The following is an 18351-nucleotide window of genomic DNA, read 5'->3' as shown; positions in this document are numbered from 1 at the left end:
GCGGCCCGTAGGTACCAATGCTTTATTTGCTGCAATCAAATCTATACAAGAAAAGCGGATCCTGTAAAGGGTGTATATGTCATCTTAGCGGTGTTTTTGTGCCAGAAATAAGTATTAAATTTGGTTAACTCAACACAAAATGCCATGCTTAAAATATCTTTGCTTATTTATGAAGATGTAGTTTTGTCCTGTGTGTCGGGCGTGCTCGACATTCTCATGGGAGCCAACCAATTCCTGGAGCAGTCTGGCAAGCCGCCTGCTTTCCAGGTAGACCTGGTGAGTGAAAAAATAAAGAACATCCAGTTGTCGGTACCGGCGCAGTTTATCTGCTATAAAACACTGGAAGATGTAACGGCTACAGACCTCATCCTGGCGCCTGCATTTTATGGTAGCCCGGACGTTGTTTTAAGTAAGAACCAGGCGCTGGTGGAATGGATAAAAGAGATGCGTGCACAAGGCACAGAAGTGGGCAGCCTTTGTTTGGGCAGTTACTTCCTCGCAGAAGCGGGCGTACTCGCAGGAAAGTCCTGTACCTCCCACTGGATGGCAATTGCAGACATGCGCAACAGGTATCCGGAGATAAAAGTATTATCAGATATTGTGATGACGGATGAAGACGGTGTGTACACCAGTGGTGGGGCCTTTTCCTCCCTGAATTTAGTATTGTACCTGATTGAAAAATTCTGTGGCAGGGAAGTAGAAATCTGGGCGAGCAAAATGTTCTCTATTGATATGGATAGGGTGAACCAGGCTTACTTTGCAGTATTTCAGGGGCAACGCCAACATGAAGATGAAGAGATCCTCAAAGCACAAACCTATATAGAAAAGCACTACCATCTTCAGATCTCTATTGAAGAAATTGCAGGACAAACGAGCATGAGTAAACGAAGTTTTATCCGGCGGTTTAAAAGTGCTACAAAAAATACACCATTGGAATACCTGCAACGGGTAAAGATTGAATCTGCTAAAAAGGAACTGGAAAAGAGTACGGAAAATATCAGCTCACTGATGTATAACGTGGGTTATAATGATGTAAAGACGTTCCGGCAGGTATTCAAAAGGATCACGGGACTGACCCCACAGGATTACCGGAAAAAATACTCCAGGGTAGCAATACCACAGGAATAAAAAAGACGGAGTTGTAGAGAGATAAAAGCGATGGAGCATCGCATCTATCTCTCTACAACTCCGTCATGCGTAATTTTTATGCTTTATTGTTTTACTACTTCTTTCACTGGTTTACCTACACAACCATTAGGCATCTGAATATGTAACATGGCTGCCAGCGTAGCGGCAATATCCGTCATGTGTACTGTTTCTGTAGTAGCACCCTGTTTAACATGCCATCCCATAAATACCAGCGGTATGTGTACATCATACGGGTTCCAGTTGCCATGTGTGGTACCTTTCGAAAAACCCTGGTACCAGCCTGGTTCAGGTATGATCATCACGGAGCCGGTACGTTTCGGATTGTAGCCGTTGCTGATCATACTTTTGATAGGCTCAGGAACAGGGCTGTTGCCGATGTTGTCAATATCCACCGCAAACTGGATTCCTGGTTGTTTTTGCAGGAATTTCACGGTTTCTTTTTTGATGGCATCGTAGTCCAGTTTGGCCGCATCGATCTTCGCTACATCGTAATTAACGTGGTAGTTCATCGCGTTACGCACCAATCCTTTTACACCAAAACGATTTGCCAGCAAAGCGTCCAGGTCAGCCATCATTTGTTTGTCTTTTACAAAACCGGCAGGAATATTATGTTCCTCCATAAAGCCTACAGAATGGGCGGCACCATGATCTGCTGTTAAGAATACCAGGTAATTACCTTTACCTACTTTTTTATCAAGGAAGCTGAAAAAGGCCGACAGGTCCTGATCCAGGCGGAGATAAGTATCTTCTACTTCAATAGAGTTAGGGCCGTATTTGTGTCCTACATAATCAGTAGAGGCGCAGTTGATCGTAAGGAAATCGGTCGTGTTACCATCACCCAGGTCATAGCCTTCTACTGCTGCCTGTGCAAAGGCCAGGGTCAGGGTGTTACCGGATGGTGTGGAGCGGATGCTGCCAGGATCTTTTTTGTAGATATCCGGCATATCGTGTGGGAATACAGCGGCTTTCTCATCAGGATAGGTACCTTCCCAGTTTACATCATCCGCAGTGCTTTGTACATAGCTTTTGATGGGATATAATGGTTTCCAGGATTTAGACATCAGCTTTGCCGGCATTTTGCGGGAATTGAAACGCTTTACCCAATCCGGCAGCTCCTGCATGTAATAGGTACTGGTAATAAAGCTGGCGTTAGCATCATCAAACCAGAAGGCGCCGTTTGGCGTATGTCCTGCGGGGAGGATAGAGGCGCGGTCTTTCAGGGATACGCCTACTACTTTAGAGCGGAAGTTGGTTGCCAGGCGCAGTTCATCTGTGATGGTAGAAGCCAGCAGGTTGCGTGGCGACATTTTACCTGCGGAAGAAGTACTGCCTACAGACTGCACTGTGGTATCTTCTGTGCAATACCATTTTCTGCCGGTTTCCTGGTCGGTCCAGTCATTGCCGGTGATGCCGTGAATGGCAGGCACAGAGCCGGTATACACGGTACTGTGGCCTACAGCTGTAAAGGAAGGCAGATGGCTGATAAAAGTATTTTCACAGGAAAATCCTTCTCCCAGCATCCGTTTAAATCCCCCCGCTTCATAGCGGTCGTAATAACGGTATAAATAATCCCAACGCATCTGGTCTACTACGATACCAACAACAAGCTTGGGTTTTTCGTTTGTTTGCGCCCCAACGGAAACACTCTGCACCAGGGCAAAGGCGCATAGCATAAGGGTGGTAAATGGATTGCTGATCCTGATCATAATAAAGAAAGATTTCAAAGTGCTGTTAAATGTTTAACGGTTCCTGCCAGCAAGACAGGAACCGTTAAGTTTATTTACTTTCTGAGAAACATGGTCCGTTTAATTTATAAGCGGGTATATAGCCGGATGAACAATTAGTATCCCTTGTTTTGTTCCAGTGCCGGGTTCAGATCTTTTTCGCCTAATGGAATCGGCCACCAATAATCCCTGTTAGGATCAAAAGAACGTTTCTCGATAAACTTGCCGCTATAGGTAAGTACATCTGCATTGAGTTCTTTCTCTGCTGTTTTCCAACGACGGATATCATTGTAGTACATGCCTTCACCTGCCAGTTCAATGCGTCTCTCGTGGCGGATTTCCTTCCGCATGTCATCCTTCAGTAAACCAGCTGGTATACGCGGCATCTTAGCACGGTCGCGGATCTTGTCCAATGCATCATAAACGGTGGCATCAGGTCCAACAGCTTCATTCTGTGCTTCTGCATACATCAGCAGGATATCAGCATAACGCAATACGATGAAGTTGATGTCTGACTGTCCGTCTTTCAGATCTGATTTATCTTTAGGTGGTTTAATACTGTCATAAATACCGAACTTCTTCATGCCGTAACCAGTGATAGCAAAACGACTGGCCTTGATGGTATCACCTTTGTATACATCACCTGGATAAGTAAAGGTGGCATACAGGCGCGGATCGCGGTTTAAATAAGGATGGGCCGCATCATAACCGGAAGCAGGATCACTGATAGGCAACCCTTTGTTGGTATAATAAGCCTGTGCCAGACCCAGTAACGGTGCATTGGTATTATACTGCGTGCAGATCAGGTCAAAAGAACTTCCCTGGTTAGGGAATATGTATTGCACATCAAAAATAACTTCTTTGTTATTCTCGTTTGGTTGCAGGAACAATGCGCGGTAGTTGTCAAACAATCCATAACCGGTACCTGCTTCATCCATCACAGCTTTGGCAGCAGCAGCAGCAGCTACCCATTTCTGCGAATTGTTGGCGATATTCAACAGCGGACTGGCTTCATACAAAAGTACTCTTGCCTTTAATGCCATCGCAGCACCTTTGGTCGCTCTACCGAGATCAGTACCACTGTATTTCAGTGGTAATGCAGCGGCAGCAGCGTCCAGATCAGCCAATACCTGCGTAATCACTTCTTCGCGTGTATTGCGGGGGAGGTCTTGTTGTGCATCCCTGTCCGGAGGATCGAGGATCAACGGTACGCCACCATAATAGTTCTGCAGCGTAAAGTAATATAGGGCACGCAGGAATGTAGCTTCTGCTTTCATCCGCTTTACCTGTGCAGCATCCATGCCTGGTACTTCGTCTACCTTTTTCAGGAAAGTATTACAACGGCCGATACCTGAATAACAATCGGCGTAACGGGCGGTAACAATACCACCGGTACTGGACATCTGCTGCCCGGTTGCAATGGCATTAAAGCTCATGGTGTTGGTCTGGTTATAGGCGTTGGGAGAAAGCGTTTCTTCCCATAGTGCCGTAGCGGAACCGCCACTGGTATTTTTACCACCGAAAACACCGTCGTTCCGTAATACGGAATAGCAACCCGTGAGTGCCGCACCGGCAGCTTCCGGTGTTGTCCAGAAGGTTTCTTCTGTGTAACGGTCGTGAGGAACTGTATCCAGCAGGCTTTTGTTGCAACCCGTTGCCAGGAAACCTGCGCAGACTGCCAGTAAATATATCTTTTTCATATTGATCTTTGTTTTACGCATTAAAAAGTAACATTCAGGCCACCGTTAATTGTCTTCAGCATCGGATAACGATAGATGGTTGTCTGATCAAGTATAGATTCCGGATCGAAGTCTTTGTACTTGGAGAAAGTGAGCAGGTTTTCTGCGTTGACAAAAACACTCACTTTGCCGATCTTCACTTTTGACAACCAACTGTCCGGCAGGGAGTAGCCCAGCTGGATATTCTTTAACCGGATATACGAGTTGTCTCTTAACCAGAAAGTGGAGCGTTGGAAGTTGTCAACAGAACCGGTGCTGGTCGTTACGATGGGCAGGCGTGCATCCGGATTTTCCGGTGTCCATGCATCTGTAGTCCATTCCCAGGTGGCATTGGCGCCGTTGTTGAACGGATAGGCCAGGTTGGCCGTAGGCAATGCTTTTACGCCGGCAATACCCTGGAAGGCTGCTGTCAGGGTAACACCCTTGTAGCCCAGGTTGAAACCAAATCCGAAAGTATATTTTGGCATCTGCGAAGAGGCGTCTACGATAACACGGTCATCTCCATTAATAATACCATCGTTGTTAACATCTTTAAATTTGATGTAACCCGCTTTTGTTTTTCCACTCTGCTTTGCACTGGCGGCTACCTCTGCGTCAGACTGGAATATACCTTCTGCCTGTAACACATAGTAGGCATCGATAGGATAATCTTTCTTGGTGATAGTACCACTACCATAAATGATTTCACCTTTCAGGTCTACCACTTCGTTCTTGTTGTAAGCTACGTTTCCATAAACGCCATAGTCAAGGTTACCGATGTTATTCCTGTACTGCACCACCAGTTCAATACCGGTGTTGTCTACGGTACCCACATTCTGTTTAGGACCCGTCAGGTTACCTATCTGTGAGGGAATATTTACGGTACGTAAGATCCCGGTTGTACGTTTTTTGTAAGCGTCAACGGTAACGGCTATACGGCTTTTCCATAAATTAATGTCAGCCCCAACGTTATAGGTGGTCATGGTTTCCCAGGTAATAGTGGAATCTACATATGCTTTCTGCGCAGCGCCTGAGTTGAGCACGCCACCGAAGCTGTAGTCTTCTCCCAACATCACATTCGGAGTAGTGCTGTAAAGTGCTACGGCCTGGTTACCCATCTGGCCTGCGGAAACGCGGAGCTTCAACAGATCGATGAAGTTGGACTGGAAAAAGCTTTCTTTATCAATACGCCAGCCGGCAGAAACGGAGGGGAAAAAGCCCCAGCGGTTCACCTTTGCAAAACGGCTGGACCCATCGTAGCGGAAAGTTGCTTCCAGCAGGTATTTGCCATCATAATCATAGTTCACACGACCAAAATAAGATTCCAGTACATCACGGGTATAGTTGCCGGAAGTAGCATTCCAGACAGTACCGGCGCTTAATGCATCCAATGTACCATCGAGGTAACCGTACATGCTGGCAGCCCATTCGTCCACATCAAAATTATCATAGCTGGCGCCTAACATGGCAGACAGGTTATGCTTTTCTGAAAAGGTATGCTTCCAGTCCAATGTGTTGTAGAAGTGAAGGTTCATGTTGTTGTAATCCGTTTTGGCAGAACGAGGCGCTGTAGCCGGACTATTCCAGTTGATAGCAGCACCTGTTTTCGGATTAAAAGTTTGCATACGCGGCGTAAAACCACTGAGTATTCCATCATATTTATCTACACCAAATTTAATGTTGTAGGTGATGTCAAAAGGCAATTTGTACTCTGCAAAAACAGTTGACAGGAAACGTTGTACCACTTTGGTTTGTAAGCCATTGTAAGCAAGCATGCGCGGATTTTCCCAGTTGTTGCGGCCGGGGGTTCTGAGCCAGGAGTTGCCATAGCGGCCGTCTGCCAGCTGATCTGTTAAAATTGGCAATGCCCTGGAGATGTAATTCCACATATCCGAGTAGAATGGCTGGGTGTAGTTCCTGTAATAACCATCCAGTGAAATACCTGCTTTCAGTTTTTCGCTCACATTCATAGAGGCGTTGAGGCCAACAGAATATTTATTTTCATGGTTGCCGGGCCCGAAAAGAACACCGTTTCTGTCGAGATAACCCAGTGACAGGCGATACTGATATTTATCTGTACTTCCGGAAATGCTCAGGTCATGTTTTTTTATGGTACCATCCTGCAACGCTATTTTGTACCAGTCGTTGGCAGGGTAGGTGATCGGATCAGTGAGCATTCCTTTTTCATATTCTGCTATCTCATCATCAGAATAATCCGGGGCCTTCCCTTCATTCTTATTGGCCAGATTCTTTAATTTCATATAAACAATCGGGTCATTAATGGTATTAGGTAAGTAGGTGGCCCTTTGTTTACCATAGTAGGTGCTATAGTTAACTTTGGATGCGCCTTTACCTTTTTTAGTGGTTACCAGGATAACACCATTCGCCGCTCTGGAGCCGTAAATGGCTGCCGCAGCGTCTTTCAGCACAGTAACGGTTTCTATATCATTTGGATTCAGTTCATCCATAGAGTATTCAATACCATCTACCAGTACCAGCGGATCGTTGTTACTCAGTGTGCCTACGCCCCTGATACGGATGGTGCTTCTGTCCACACCCGGCTGACTGTTACTGAGGTTGGCGAATACACCTGGTACGCCATGCAGTGCATTACTGACGTTGGTGATAGGCTGACCGGCTTTATCACTCATAGAAACAGTGGTGATCGCACCTGTGAGTGTCGCTTTCTTTTGTGTGCCGTAACCTACTACCACCACATCGTTCAGCTTCTGCACATCCTCTTCCATGGTAACCTGTAAAGGATTGGCGTTGCTGATCTTTAACTCTTTTGGCAGGTAGCCGATGAAAGAAAATTTCAACGTAGCACCTGCGGGAACACTTAATTTAAACTGACCATCTACATCAGTAGCAGCGCCTTTAGAGGTACCTGCAATCTGCACATTCACCCCGATCAGCGGCATGCCATTGGCCGCAGACACCTTTCCTGTAACAGGCAGGTCCTGCGCATACAGGGATTGTGTAGTGCATAGCATGATCCCCAGGCACCACATCAGAAGGTTGCCCGGTTTTAATGCAATAAATCGATTTTTCATAAGCATTTGTTTTTTTTCTGTTTGCATTTTGGTCGGATAAATTGTTTTATAATCCTGCATCATGTAATCTGTTGGGGTAGTCAGTAATAATACCATCTACACCCATTGCTTTCAAATTCTTCATTGCTGTTGGTTCCTGTACCGTCCATGGCACTATCAGCATGTTTTTAGCATGACATTTACTCACCAGTTCAGGTGTTACCAGTGGGGAGGACGGGTTGTAAAAAAGTGGTGTAAAGCCAAGCTGTTCCATGTTTTGTTCGAAAGTTTTTTTGCTGTCGCCGGTCAGGAATCCCAGTTTAATGTGTGGGTGCGTTTTATGCAGCACCTGTAATGGGCGCACATCAAAAGACTGGATCAGCAGTCTGTTGCCCAGCGGTTTTAATTGCTTTACAGCCATTAATATCTTCATAAATTCTTCCGGTACTGGTTGTTCCTTACCATCTGTTGCTTCAGAAGATTTAACCTCCAGCAGGTAAAATGCCGGTGGCAGATGATTTGCTTTCGTATAGGCTTCTACGGAGTCGATCATATCAGACAGGAGGGGTGCATAGGAGCGGAGCCGCTGCTGTTCCGGGAAAGCGGGATACGCTTTTTCACCGATGATAAACTGACGGATGTTGGTATAATCCATCTTGTAAAAATTATAGTTCCAGCGTTCTGCAGCCGGTATATCTTTGCCATCCGGTGTAGTGGTATAAGATGGTGTAAAGTAGGCATCATGATATACAAGCACCTTTCCGTCTTTTGTGATATGCACATCAAACTCAATAGTGTTGGCGCCTGTTTCCAGTCCCTTATACATGGCAGGGATGGTGTTCTCAGGCATTAACCCACGGGTACCGCGGTGTCCTACCTTAAAGAAGGAAGGCAACGCAGCGGTTTGTGTGCCGCTTTGTTTGGTGGTTTTGCAGGCGGTAAAACTGCTGCATGCAACAGCCACCGCACATACCATTAATAATATGTTTTTTTGCTTTTTCATTGTATGTTTTTTACAGGTTTCTGTTTATGTGTTTGTAATGGGTACACTATTTTATCAGCAGGTACAAGGCTGCTGCCAATGCACCGCCAGCCAGTGGTCCTGCTACCGGTACCCAGGCATAGCCCCAGTCACTATGTTCTTTTCCTTTAATCGGTAAGATGGCATGCATAATCCTGGGACCCAGATCCCTGGCCGGATTGATGGCATAGCCGGTAGTGCCGCCCAGCGACAAACCAATAGACCATACCAGGAAAGCAACCGGCACTGCACCAAGGGAACCTAATCCCACGGGCGTTTTATCGGGTCCTATCTCTGCGTTGGTGAAATAAAAGATGGTGAACAACAATACAAAGGTGCCGGTAGCTTCACATACAAAATTCCTGAAAGGCTTACGGATAGCGGGTTCTGTACAGAACACCGCACGTTGCAATCCGCCTTCCTGTGTTTCATCCAGGTGATCTTTGTAGTTGTACCATACCAGGAAAGTACCCAGCATAGCACCCAGCATTTGTACTGCGATAAACATGGGCACGTTGCTCCACTCAAACTTACCGGCCAATGCAAGTGATAATGTTACTGCCGGGTTCAGGTGCGCGCCGCTATATGGCCCCGCCAGCACTACACCGATATAAACAGCCAGCGCCCAACCCGTGGTGATCACGATCCAGCCGCTGTTGTTACCTTTTGTTTTGTGAAGCACCACATTCGCTACTACGCCGTTTCCCAGCAAGATCAGCAAAGCGGTACCTAAAAATTCTGCTAAGTATGGAGACATAAAAAAAGTATTTTCAGATTTTTTTTATTTACTGATTACGTTGTTATTCTTTTTATTGTGCCCACGCTTTAGCAGCCTTTACTGCTTTGTTCCATCCGCCAATCCATTCTTCATGATGCTCTTTGGCGAGACTGGGAGTAAAGCATTTTTCCATCTTCCACTGACTGCGGATTTCTTCCTGGTCTTTCCAGTAGCCGATAGCCAGGCCTGCGAGATATGCTGCACCTAACGCAGTCGTTTCTGTAATACCGGGTCTTACTACATTGGTGCCCAGGATATCAGCCTGGAATTGCATGAGGAGGTTATTGCCGGTGGCACCCCCATCTACACGCAGTTCTTTAATACTGATATTGGCATCTGCTTCCATTGCCTGTAATACTTCCATCGTTTGATAAGCAATACTTTCCAGGGCAGCCCTGGCGATATGTGCGGAGTTGGTACCACGGGTCATGCCTACGAGTGTACCGCGTGCGTGCTGGTCCCAGTGTGGCGCGCCCAGTCCGGCGAAAGCGGGTACCAGGTATACACCTTCATTCTGATCCACACTTGCGGCGAGTGCTTCTACTTCCGCGGAAGAACGGATAATACCCAGTCCATCGCGCAACCATTGTACGATCGCGCCGGCAATAAAGATGCTGCCTTCCAGTGCATATTGTATCTGTCCGTTTACTTTCCAGGCAACGGTTGTCAGCAGGTTATTTTTACTGATGATGGGCGTGTCGCCGATATTCATCAGCATGAAACAGCCGGTTCCATAAGTGTTCTTCACCATGCCGGGTGCAGTACACATCTGCCCGAACAAGGCGGCGTGCTGGTCGCCGGCGATTCCTGCAATAGGGATCTGCGCGGCGAAGATGCCCGCTGCTGTATGGCCGTATACTTCGCTGGATTCATTTACTACCGGTAGCATGGAAACCGGAATGTCCAGCAGGGTGAGTAATTCCGTATCCCAATCCTGTGTATGTATATTGAACAACATAGTGCGGGAGGCGTTGGTAATGTCTGTAGCATGTACAGTTCCATGGGTGAGGTTCCATACCAGCCAGGCATCAACGGTACCAAAGGCCAGTTGTCCTTTCGCAGCCAGTTCTCTTGCACCGGATACATTATCCAGGATCCATTTCACTTTTGTGCCGGAGAAGTAAGCATCTATAACAAGACCGGTTTTTTCGCGCACCATTGTTTCATGACCCGCTGCCTTCAGGCTGTCGCAATAGGCGGCTGTACGGCGATCCTGCCATACAATAGCGTTGTGAATGGGTTTGCCGGTTGTACGGTCCCATACCAAGGTGGTTTCACGCTGGTTGGTAATACCAATAGCCGCAATATCGCCTCCTTCCAGTCCTATTTTAGCCATCGCTTCTGTGGCTACGCCTATCTGGCTGCTCCATATTTCAGCAGGATCATGTTCTACCCATCCCGGTTGTGGGAAGAGCTGCGTAAATTCTTTCTGTGCAACTGAAATAACTGCGCCGGCTTTGTCGAAAATGATCGCCCTTGAGCTCGTGGTGCCCTGGTCCAGCGCCATAATGTATTTGGTCATGTTTTTCCTTTTTCTACGTGGATTTAATCAGTACCTGGTTTTGTTGGTGGAATTAGTCATGATAACTAAACTTCGTTTATGCTATGCCGTTACACGCATCTGTTCATGCGCGCTGTTATTATTTAATAGATAATGTTGCGCCATGGCTGTAAATTCTTTCACCTGTGCTTTTTGCCATTCCTCGTCTTTGCCCATTTCCTCCGCCATGAGTGCGGCCACAGATGGCGCCATGTCAATAGCTGCGGCTGCATCGAGGAACAAGGCCCTTAAGCGCCGTGCAAGCGTATCTTCCACTGTGCGGGCCATCTCATGCCGTACTGCCCATATTACCTGTGCTTTGATATAGGGCAGGCGCGGGTGTAGTTGATGGTTCAGTTCAGGAAACAAGGAAATGAATGCTTTCAGCATCGTAGCATCGCTGCCATATACATTTAATGGTTCCGTAGCAGATGGTTGCAGCTGGTAACCGTGTATGTGCAAATCTTTGGTCTGGCACTTGGCAGGAGGGATGCCACCTGTTTTGATGGCTTCATCTACCGTATCTTCTGCCATTCTGCGGAAGGTGGTCCATTTACCGCCGGTGATGGTGATCAGGCCGGAAGGCGCTACCAGTATCTTATGGCTGCGGGAGATCTCTTTGGTGCTGCCGGTACTTTTTTGTGGTGCTGCGAGTGGGCGCAGACCTGCAAACACACTGCGCACATCCGCACGGGAAGGTGGGCGTGACAGGTATTTGGCGGCTGTTTCGAGGATGAAATTGATTTCCTCTTCCAGTGCGATTGGTTCCATGCTGTGGTCATCCAGCGGTGTATCTGTGGTGCCCAGCAGTACTTTGCCATGCCATGGTACGGCGAAGAGTACCCTGCCGTCCGGTGTTTTCGGAATCATGATGGCACTGTCGCTGTCCAGGAATGCGCTGTCCAGTACCAGGTGTACACCCTGACTGGGTTTTACCATGCGGCGGGCGGCGGGATTATCCAGCTGAAGAATTTCATCAACGAATACGCCGGTAGCATTAATAACGGTGCGGGCAGACAGGGAATAGGTTTCTCCTGTTTCCAGGTCCTGCGCTTTTACACCATTGATCCTGCCATTGGATTGTTTCAGTAAACCATTTACTTTGAAATAATTCAGGAGTACGGCGCCGCCTTCAGCAGCCGTTTGTGCAATGTTGATCGCCAGCCTGGCGTCATCAAACTGACCATCATGATAAACAATTCCTCCTTTGAGTCCTTCGGGCCGGATGGTAGGCAACCTTTTAATAGCTTCAGCTTTGCTGATATGTTTTGATCTGCCGAGGCTCAGGCGACCGGAAAGCAGGTCGTATACTTTTAAGCCAATAGTATAGAAGGGGCCCTGCCACCAACTATAGTGCGGGATAATGAATTGCTGGTTGTGCGCCAGGTGTGGGGCGTTTTGTAACAGTAACCCTCTTTCATATAAAGCTTCACGCACCAGGGCTACATCGCCCTGTGCCAGGTAACGCACGCCTCCATGTACCAGTTTGGTGCTGCGGCTGGAAGTGCCTTTTGCAAAATCCGCCTGTTCCAGTAATAACGTTCTGTATCCGCGGGTGGCCGCATCCATCGCTATACCCAGACCAGTAGCCCCTCCGCCGATAATGATCATATCCCAGTACTGACCTGGAGCCGATCTGATGTTTTTTACAAATTCCTTCCTGTTCATTTTATTGCTTTATGTCTCTTTTGAATTCTTTCAACTTATCTTTAGATTGCCTGCAAAATAAAAGAAAAGAAAACAAATCGAAACCAAAGTATAAAATAATGTGAAAAAAAAGAAATTTTTTGGATGAAAGAAAAGAAAATTAATTATTTGGCAACAATCAGCTGATTATTAGGTAATTATATTAATTTAGATATAATAGCAGTAGAAATTGGCTTTCGTATTGTTGTAATATTATATTTCGAAAATTGAAAATAAAGAGATTGCTAATCTTTTTTTGTAGCTATAAGTAATTAATTGAAAGCAACTTGTAGCTATATGAGTGATACCTGAAAGTCAACAACAATTCCCTTGTGTATAGATTTTAATACGTTAATTTTATGAGATATGTCAATGATCAATATTGCTGAACGCCACAAGTTTATCCTGGACAAACTGGAAGAAAAAGGATATGTAAATGTGCTTGACCTGTGTAAAGAACTCGATGTATCAGGTGTAACGATACGAAAAGACCTGAAGCTCCTGGAAGATAAGGCGCTGTTATTCCGCTCACATGGCGGCGCTACCGTACATAACCCCTACACGAATGATAAGCCGGTAAATGAAAAGGAAAACATCCGGCGTGAAGAGAAGAATAGTATAGGCCAGGCTGCCGCTGCACTGATTGCTGCAAATGATGCCATCATCATCGCTTCAGGTACATCTGTACAGGCATTGGCCCGGCATATTCACCCCAAAGGCCATTTAACCGTTATCACCGGTGCGCTCAACGTGGCGCTGGAACTGCTCCGCTATCCCGATATTGAAGTGATCCAGTTAGGCGGACAACTGCGCAGCAGCTCATCTTCCGTAACAGGTTACTATGCTGAAAAGATACTGGACGACTTCTCCTGCAGCAAATTGTTTCTCGGTGTAGATGGTATTGATATTGAGTTTGGTCTTACTACCAGCAACATGATGGAAGCCCACCTGAATCAGAAAATGATTGCCACCGTGCAAAAAATTATTGTACTGGCGGATTCCGGTAAGTTTGGTAAAAGAGGCTTTGGCAGGATCTGTGGCATGGAAGATATCGACGAAATCATTACTGATAAAGGGATCTCTCCTCATACGCTGAAGGCCATGGAAGATATGGGGATCAAAGTAACCATCGTATAGGGGTAAGGGTTATTCAATAGCTATCTTCCTTTATTCTATCTTTTCTGATTACCTTTGACCGCAAATTAATTTAGATCTTATCTCCCATGATAATTGATTCATTAGATAATGCCCATCTGTACTACCGCTTAGGTCTTAAATTTATAAAGGCTTTTGAATACCTGGCACAAACAGATTTTTCCAGCCTGGAAAAAGGCCGGTATGAAATTGACGGAACAAATATTTTTGCCATCGTCAACGAATATGAAACGGTAGATGCTGCCACAGAGCAAATGGAAGCACATAAAAAATATATCGATATCCAGTATATCGTAAAAGGAGAGGAGCTTGTCGGACACGATTTTCTGCACCAGAAAACACCTTCCAAAGCTTACAGTGATGCAGATGATTATATGCTCTTTGCGGAAAGACCGGTATTTTTCTCAAAACTGGAACAAAACAGTTTCGGCGTCTTTTTTCCTACAGATCTTCATATGCCAAACCTCATGGCTGATAAACCATCTATGGTAAAAAAGGTGGTCATCAAAATAAGCGTCTGAGACCAGGATTAAAGGATGAATAGGATTTATAAGATGGGTGTTTTGTTGTTTGTAATTATTAATTACAATAATAATTTGTGTTTTCATAATCAAACAACAAAACACCCATCTTATAAATCCTATTCATCCTTTAATCCTTGTTCCGTTTCGCTTGCTTCCTGAAATATCCCCTGAATAAAAAATTATGTTTCAGTGCTTCCATATTCTGATCCAGTTTGGAGGTACTGGATTCCAGGTTGCTGATGATCTTCTTTAATCCTTCTGCTGATTCCTGGTCATGTAATAACACGCCGGCGGGTGACTGGTCACTGGTGATGTTCTCGCTGATGCTGCTACTGGCACGTTTGAGATCCGCTACCACACCATTTGCTTTTTGCATGGCTTCTTCCATCTGTGACACGGTTGTCCGCAGATGGTTAAATACCAGGGTGTCGGTGATGATGTCGTTGGCCAGCGATCCCTTGGTTTGTAACTTGGCTGCATAATCAGCCAGACCATCCGTTAAGCGTTGCGTATTACCAGCAGTAGCTTTTAAGGTAACCATGGTTGCCTGCAGATTGTTGTACATCGATTCATCTGTCATCAGCTTGCCAATGGTGCCTTGTCCGTCTACTATCTTTTTAGTGATCAGTTTCAGGTTACCGGTTATCTCCACCAGGTTTTCATTATTCACCTGTAAGGTAGCCATGATGTTATCGGGGCTCAGTGCGGGTTCTACGATCAGTACATCTCCATCTTCAATAGATGGTACTTTATCCGTACCGCCGGAAAGAATGACGATCTTGTTGCCTACCAGGCCATCAGAGCCTACTTTGGCTTTCACATCTTTATGAATAAACTGGCGGGAACTTTTGTCGATGTTCATCACCACTTCTATCTCATCCAGTTTTACAAATGTGATCTTTTTCACTGTTCCGATTTTTACACCGGAATACCAGACGTTGTTACCGGCGGCCAGTCCGTTCACATCATGGAACAGGGCGCTCACCCGGAGCGACTTTACAAATGTTTTCCGTTGCCCGCCGAGAACGAGAATGCCTACAATAAAGATGACCAACCCGATGAAAACAAATATGCCTACAATGACTGTCCGTTTGTTGCTTTCCTTACTCATAGGTTACTGTATGAAATTATATTGATAAAAACTTTTGATCAGGTCATTCTGTTTTTCAAATACTTCATCAAAAGAGCCCTGTGCTACAAATTTACCTTCCTGCATCACCGCAATGCTATCGCCTGTTTCTTTTGCGCAGGTGAGGTCATGTGTGATGATGATGGAGCTTGTATTGAACCGGCGTTGTACTTCATTGATCAGGTTGTTGATTTCTGTACACGTTATGGGGTCAAGACCGGCGGTAGGTTCATCATATAACATGATCTGCGGCTTCAGAATGAGGGTACGGGCAATACCTATGCGTTTCCGTTGTCCGCCGGAAAGTTCTGCCGGCAACTGGTTCAGTGATTGTGAAAGCCCTACTGCTTCCAGTACAATATCTACCATTCTCCGTACCTGGTCGTTGCTGATATTCTTGTTATTTCTTCTCAGGGGGAAAGCCAGGTTTTCACCTACCGTCATACTATCATACAATGCGCTGCTCTGAAAGGAGAAGCCCACCTGCATCCGCAGCTCGCGCAGCTCTGCGCTTTTCAGTGTGCTCACTTCCTGTCCCAATACATTTACCGTTCCGGCATCGGGATGTAGCAATCCTACGATGATTTTGATCAGCACGGATTTACCGGTACCCGAACGGCCGAGTACCACTACGTTTTCTCCCTTGTGTACGTCCATGTTCACTCCACGTAGTACATGATTGTTACCGAATGATTTATAGAGATCTTTTATAGAGATCACTACATCGTTCATATCTATTTCTGCGTTGCGTTGTTTCATACTATCTCACAGAATTTACTACCTGTACTATAATTACTTCTTCAATAAAAATCAGGAACATGGATATTACCACCGAAATGTTGGCAGCTTTACCTACGCCCTGTGTGCCTTGTTTTGCATTATATCCCTGGTAACAACTTACGATACCAATAGTAAAACCATACACCATGGCTTTAAAGGTGGAGGCGCCCAGATCCAGGAAGGTAATGTCATTAAAAGCTTTCATGAAAAAGGCGGTGAGGCTTAACTGTTCATTCAGGTGTACATCAAGATAAGACCCCAGTAAGCCAACAAGCGCCGTATAAGCCATCAATATCGGTAAGCATACGGTAGTAGCCAGTACACGGGTTACCACGAGAAATTTAAACGGGTTGATCGCCGATACTTCCATCGCATCAATCTGTTCTGTTACTTTCATGGAGCCGAGTTCTGCACCGATACCGGAACCTATTTTACCTGCGCAGATCAGCGCCGTTACCAATGGGGCCAGCGCCCGGATAATGGCTATCGCGATGAGCGAAGGCAGCCAGGAGGTAGCGCCGAATTCAGCCAGCGAAGGACGTGATTGTTTAGTAAACACCAGCCCTGTAATGAATCCGGTGAGGCTGATAAGTGCAAGGGACTTATATCCCACCTGGTAGCACTGCCGGGTAAATTCCCGACGCTCAAATGGCAGCCGGCATGCTTCCCGGAAAAAACGGGCTACGAATGAAAAGATGTGATGAACGCTGATGAAAAAGGCGTCTACTTTTAGCGATATAAATGGTTTGTCAGGTTGCCCGTTGCTGGAATCCATTTGCCGTTTTTTAACTGCTACTTAAACTAATGAATGAATGTGGGTTCAGTATTATGCAAATATTGTTCTTATTTTTTTATACAACAGCAGAATTGGTAAAAAGATCAACGGTCCTAAAAGAATTTTATCAATTCACTTCCAGCTCATCCCTGGATGGCAGTTTCGGAAATGGCTGATGTGGCTCTGTCTGATACCAGTATACAACAGAGGAAATATCGGATTTCTGTTGCAGATACCGCCCACCTTGCCGCCATCCCAGGTCCTGGATGGTCACTTTCAGCTCCTTGTCGAAACGTACCGGGTCCATGATATGCCAGCGATACATACCAAAACGTTGCCTGGCTTTATAGGTGCCGTCCGGGCGGATTACCTGGTGTAAGCCCGCATAGGGTGTGCAGAATTCTGTGTATTTACCTCCCCGGTCAAAGTTGTACGAACCACAGAAATAATCTTCTGTACCCGTGCCACAGATGGTAGGGAATTTTGTATCTCCATCCATGAAAAACTTGATTTCGCCTTCTCCCCACCAGCCGGAATTATTCACGCCCATAGCCATATAGGTACCTACGTATTGTCCTTTTCCCCGGATATTATCTACCAGTACATAATCAGAAGTGGTATTAGGATTGGCCCGGCGGAACTGTGCATGGAAATAGGCGGCATCATCGGGTACATCTGTCAGCGTATAGTCGATCTGGTAATACAGGTTCATCGGTTCTGTGTTGATATTCTCCATCGTAATGCGGCATTTTCTGCGGAAAGGCATCGCCCAGTAACAGTTAAAGGCGCTGCCGGGGTTTACAGTCACCGGCAATGAATTAAGCGGTGCATATTCATTCCAGCCCATGCCGAAGAAGTCACCCACCGGACATTCTACGGAGGGTTCTTTCTCATCATCCCAATAAATACGGAGGATAGAATAACGCCACACACCGGTAGGTGTCATCCAGATATGCTGGATAGCTCCTGAACCACTGATTTCACCCATGGTAAAAGTTTGCCCCGGCTTGATCACCACAAAGGGGTTTACCTTCCAGCCTTGTCCCAGTTCCCTGGCGGCATGGGAGGCGTTGGCGGTATTCGGTGCTGCATTTTGTTGCGGGGTAGCCATGCCACCTTTACCCTTTTCGCCGGTAAAATTTTCCGGACTGATAGAGCGGGTCTGTGCACCAGACAACCGGTACAGATTGCCCAGGTTCATATCCAGCCCGTTAAAATTACCGGCCTTTTGTGCGCACAGGTGAAGACTACAGCCTGCAAGAAGAAGTATTAATGATATTATTCTCATACATAACGCGGTTTTAGCATATTAGAAAGATAATTTTTTTAAACGGAAAATT

General features: G+C 46.1%; 14 protein-coding genes. 3 read left to right on the top strand and 11 right to left on the bottom strand.

The annotated features are described in order from the left end of the window. Positions 1 to 144 precede the first annotated feature (144 nt). Positions 145 to 1128 (top strand): helix-turn-helix domain-containing protein, encoded by a 984-nt coding sequence (locus ABQ275_RS10540; RefSeq protein WP_349318260.1) that lies wholly within the window; start codon positions 145 to 147, stop codon positions 1126 to 1128. An 83-nt stretch (positions 1129 to 1211) separates the two neighbouring features. On the opposite strand, the gene pafA is transcribed toward ABQ275_RS10540, so the two are convergent. From pafA to ABQ275_RS10505, 7 genes are all read right to left on the bottom strand, one after another. Further along, positions 1212 to 2855, bottom strand: coding sequence for an alkaline phosphatase PafA (gene pafA / locus ABQ275_RS10535; RefSeq protein ID WP_349318259.1), 1644 nt, complete (start codon positions 2853 to 2855; stop codon positions 1212 to 1214). A 134-nt stretch (positions 2856 to 2989) separates the two neighbouring features. Next, positions 2990 to 4573 carry a RagB/SusD family nutrient uptake outer membrane protein gene (locus tag ABQ275_RS10530; RefSeq protein ID WP_349318258.1) on the bottom strand — a complete coding sequence of 528 codons (1584 nt, stop codon included), beginning with the start codon at positions 4571 to 4573 and terminating at the stop codon, positions 2990 to 2992. Between the two features lie 20 nt (positions 4574 to 4593). Further along, positions 4594 to 7644, bottom strand: a complete 3051-nt coding sequence (locus ABQ275_RS10525; protein WP_349318257.1) for a TonB-dependent receptor — start codon at positions 7642 to 7644, stop codon at positions 4594 to 4596. A 46-nt stretch (positions 7645 to 7690) separates the two neighbouring features. Then, the gene (locus ABQ275_RS10520) at positions 7691 to 8626 is read right to left on the bottom strand and encodes a glycerophosphodiester phosphodiesterase family protein (RefSeq protein ID WP_349318256.1); all 936 of its coding nucleotides are present in this window, start codon (positions 8624 to 8626) and stop codon (positions 7691 to 7693) included. A 46-nt stretch (positions 8627 to 8672) separates the two neighbouring features. Next, a complete protein-coding gene (locus ABQ275_RS10515) occupies positions 8673 to 9401 on the bottom strand; it encodes an MIP/aquaporin family protein (protein ID WP_349318255.1) in 729 nt (242 codons plus the stop codon). 52 nt (positions 9402 to 9453) lie between these two features. Further along, on the bottom strand, positions 9454 to 10944 hold the full coding sequence (gene glpK / locus ABQ275_RS10510) for a glycerol kinase GlpK (protein WP_349318254.1): 1491 nt from the start codon (positions 10942 to 10944) through the stop codon (positions 9454 to 9456). Between the two features lie 81 nt (positions 10945 to 11025). Beyond that, complete coding sequence (locus ABQ275_RS10505) at positions 11026 to 12630, bottom strand: glycerol-3-phosphate dehydrogenase/oxidase (protein ID WP_349318253.1); 1605 nt, start codon at positions 12628 to 12630, stop codon at positions 11026 to 11028. A gap of 384 nt (positions 12631 to 13014) precedes the next feature. Here ABQ275_RS10505 and ABQ275_RS10500 point away from each other — a divergent pair, with 384 nt between their 5' ends. Then, complete coding sequence (locus ABQ275_RS10500; RefSeq protein WP_349318252.1) at positions 13015 to 13785, top strand: DeoR/GlpR family DNA-binding transcription regulator; 771 nt, start codon at positions 13015 to 13017, stop codon at positions 13783 to 13785. Positions 13786 to 13871: 86 nt separating this feature from the next. Further along, positions 13872 to 14324 carry a YhcH/YjgK/YiaL family protein gene (locus ABQ275_RS10495; RefSeq protein WP_349318251.1) on the top strand — a complete coding sequence of 151 codons (453 nt, stop codon included), beginning with the start codon at positions 13872 to 13874 and terminating at the stop codon, positions 14322 to 14324. Between the two features lie 130 nt (positions 14325 to 14454). On the opposite strand, the gene ABQ275_RS10490 is transcribed toward ABQ275_RS10495, so the two are convergent. From ABQ275_RS10490 to ABQ275_RS10475, 4 genes are all read right to left on the bottom strand, one after another. Further along, positions 14455 to 15438, bottom strand: a complete 984-nt coding sequence (locus tag ABQ275_RS10490; protein WP_349318250.1) for an MlaD family protein — start codon at positions 15436 to 15438, stop codon at positions 14455 to 14457. 3 nt (positions 15439 to 15441) lie between these two features. Beyond that, the gene (locus ABQ275_RS10485; protein WP_349318249.1) at positions 15442 to 16215 is read right to left on the bottom strand and encodes an ATP-binding cassette domain-containing protein; all 774 of its coding nucleotides are present in this window, start codon (positions 16213 to 16215) and stop codon (positions 15442 to 15444) included. A gap of 1 nt (position 16216) precedes the next feature. Then, complete coding sequence (locus ABQ275_RS10480) at positions 16217 to 17011, bottom strand: ABC transporter permease (RefSeq protein ID WP_349318248.1); 795 nt, start codon at positions 17009 to 17011, stop codon at positions 16217 to 16219. Positions 17012 to 17138: 127 nt separating this feature from the next. Beyond that, positions 17139 to 18299 (bottom strand): glycoside hydrolase family 172 protein, encoded by a 1161-nt coding sequence (locus ABQ275_RS10475; protein WP_349318247.1) that lies wholly within the window; start codon positions 18297 to 18299, stop codon positions 17139 to 17141. Positions 18300 to 18351 lie beyond the last annotated feature (52 nt).

It is taken from the genome of Chitinophaga sp. MM2321, from assembly GCF_964033635.1.
Taxonomy (GTDB): domain Bacteria; phylum Bacteroidota; class Bacteroidia; order Chitinophagales; family Chitinophagaceae; genus Chitinophaga.
The sequence above is the reverse complement of the archived record's forward strand: the minus strand, read 5'-3'. Positions and strand labels throughout refer to the sequence as shown.

Bases quoted from the DNA above. Each gene is read 5' to 3' on its own strand.
- ABQ275_RS10540 (WP_349318260.1), top strand. From the start codon at position 145: ATGCTTAAAATATCTTTGCTTATTTATGAAGATGTAGTTTTGTCCTGT.
- pafA (WP_349318259.1), bottom strand. From the start codon at position 2,855: ATGATCAGGATCAGCAATCCATTTACCACCCTTATGCTATGCGCCTTT.
- ABQ275_RS10530 (WP_349318258.1), bottom strand. From the start codon at position 4,573: ATGAAAAAGATATATTTACTGGCAGTCTGCGCAGGTTTCCTGGCAACG.
- ABQ275_RS10525 (WP_349318257.1), bottom strand. From the start codon at position 7,644: ATGAAAAATCGATTTATTGCATTAAAACCGGGCAACCTTCTGATGTGG.
- ABQ275_RS10520 (WP_349318256.1), bottom strand. From the start codon at position 8,626: ATGAAAAAGCAAAAAAACATATTATTAATGGTATGTGCGGTGGCTGTT.
- ABQ275_RS10515 (WP_349318255.1), bottom strand. From the start codon at position 9,401: ATGTCTCCATACTTAGCAGAATTTTTAGGTACCGCTTTGCTGATCTTG.
- glpK (WP_349318254.1), bottom strand. From the start codon at position 10,944: ATGACCAAATACATTATGGCGCTGGACCAGGGCACCACGAGCTCAAGG.
- ABQ275_RS10505 (WP_349318253.1), bottom strand. From the start codon at position 12,630: ATGAACAGGAAGGAATTTGTAAAAAACATCAGATCGGCTCCAGGTCAG.
- ABQ275_RS10500 (WP_349318252.1), top strand. From the start codon at position 13,015: ATGTCAATGATCAATATTGCTGAACGCCACAAGTTTATCCTGGACAAA.
- ABQ275_RS10495 (WP_349318251.1), top strand. From the start codon at position 13,872: ATGATAATTGATTCATTAGATAATGCCCATCTGTACTACCGCTTAGGT.
- ABQ275_RS10490 (WP_349318250.1), bottom strand. From the start codon at position 15,438: ATGAGTAAGGAAAGCAACAAACGGACAGTCATTGTAGGCATATTTGTT.
- ABQ275_RS10485 (WP_349318249.1), bottom strand. From the start codon at position 16,215: ATGAAACAACGCAACGCAGAAATAGATATGAACGATGTAGTGATCTCT.
- ABQ275_RS10480 (WP_349318248.1), bottom strand. From the start codon at position 17,011: ATGGATTCCAGCAACGGGCAACCTGACAAACCATTTATATCGCTAAAA.
- ABQ275_RS10475 (WP_349318247.1), bottom strand. From the start codon at position 18,299: ATGAGAATAATATCATTAATACTTCTTCTTGCAGGCTGTAGTCTTCAC.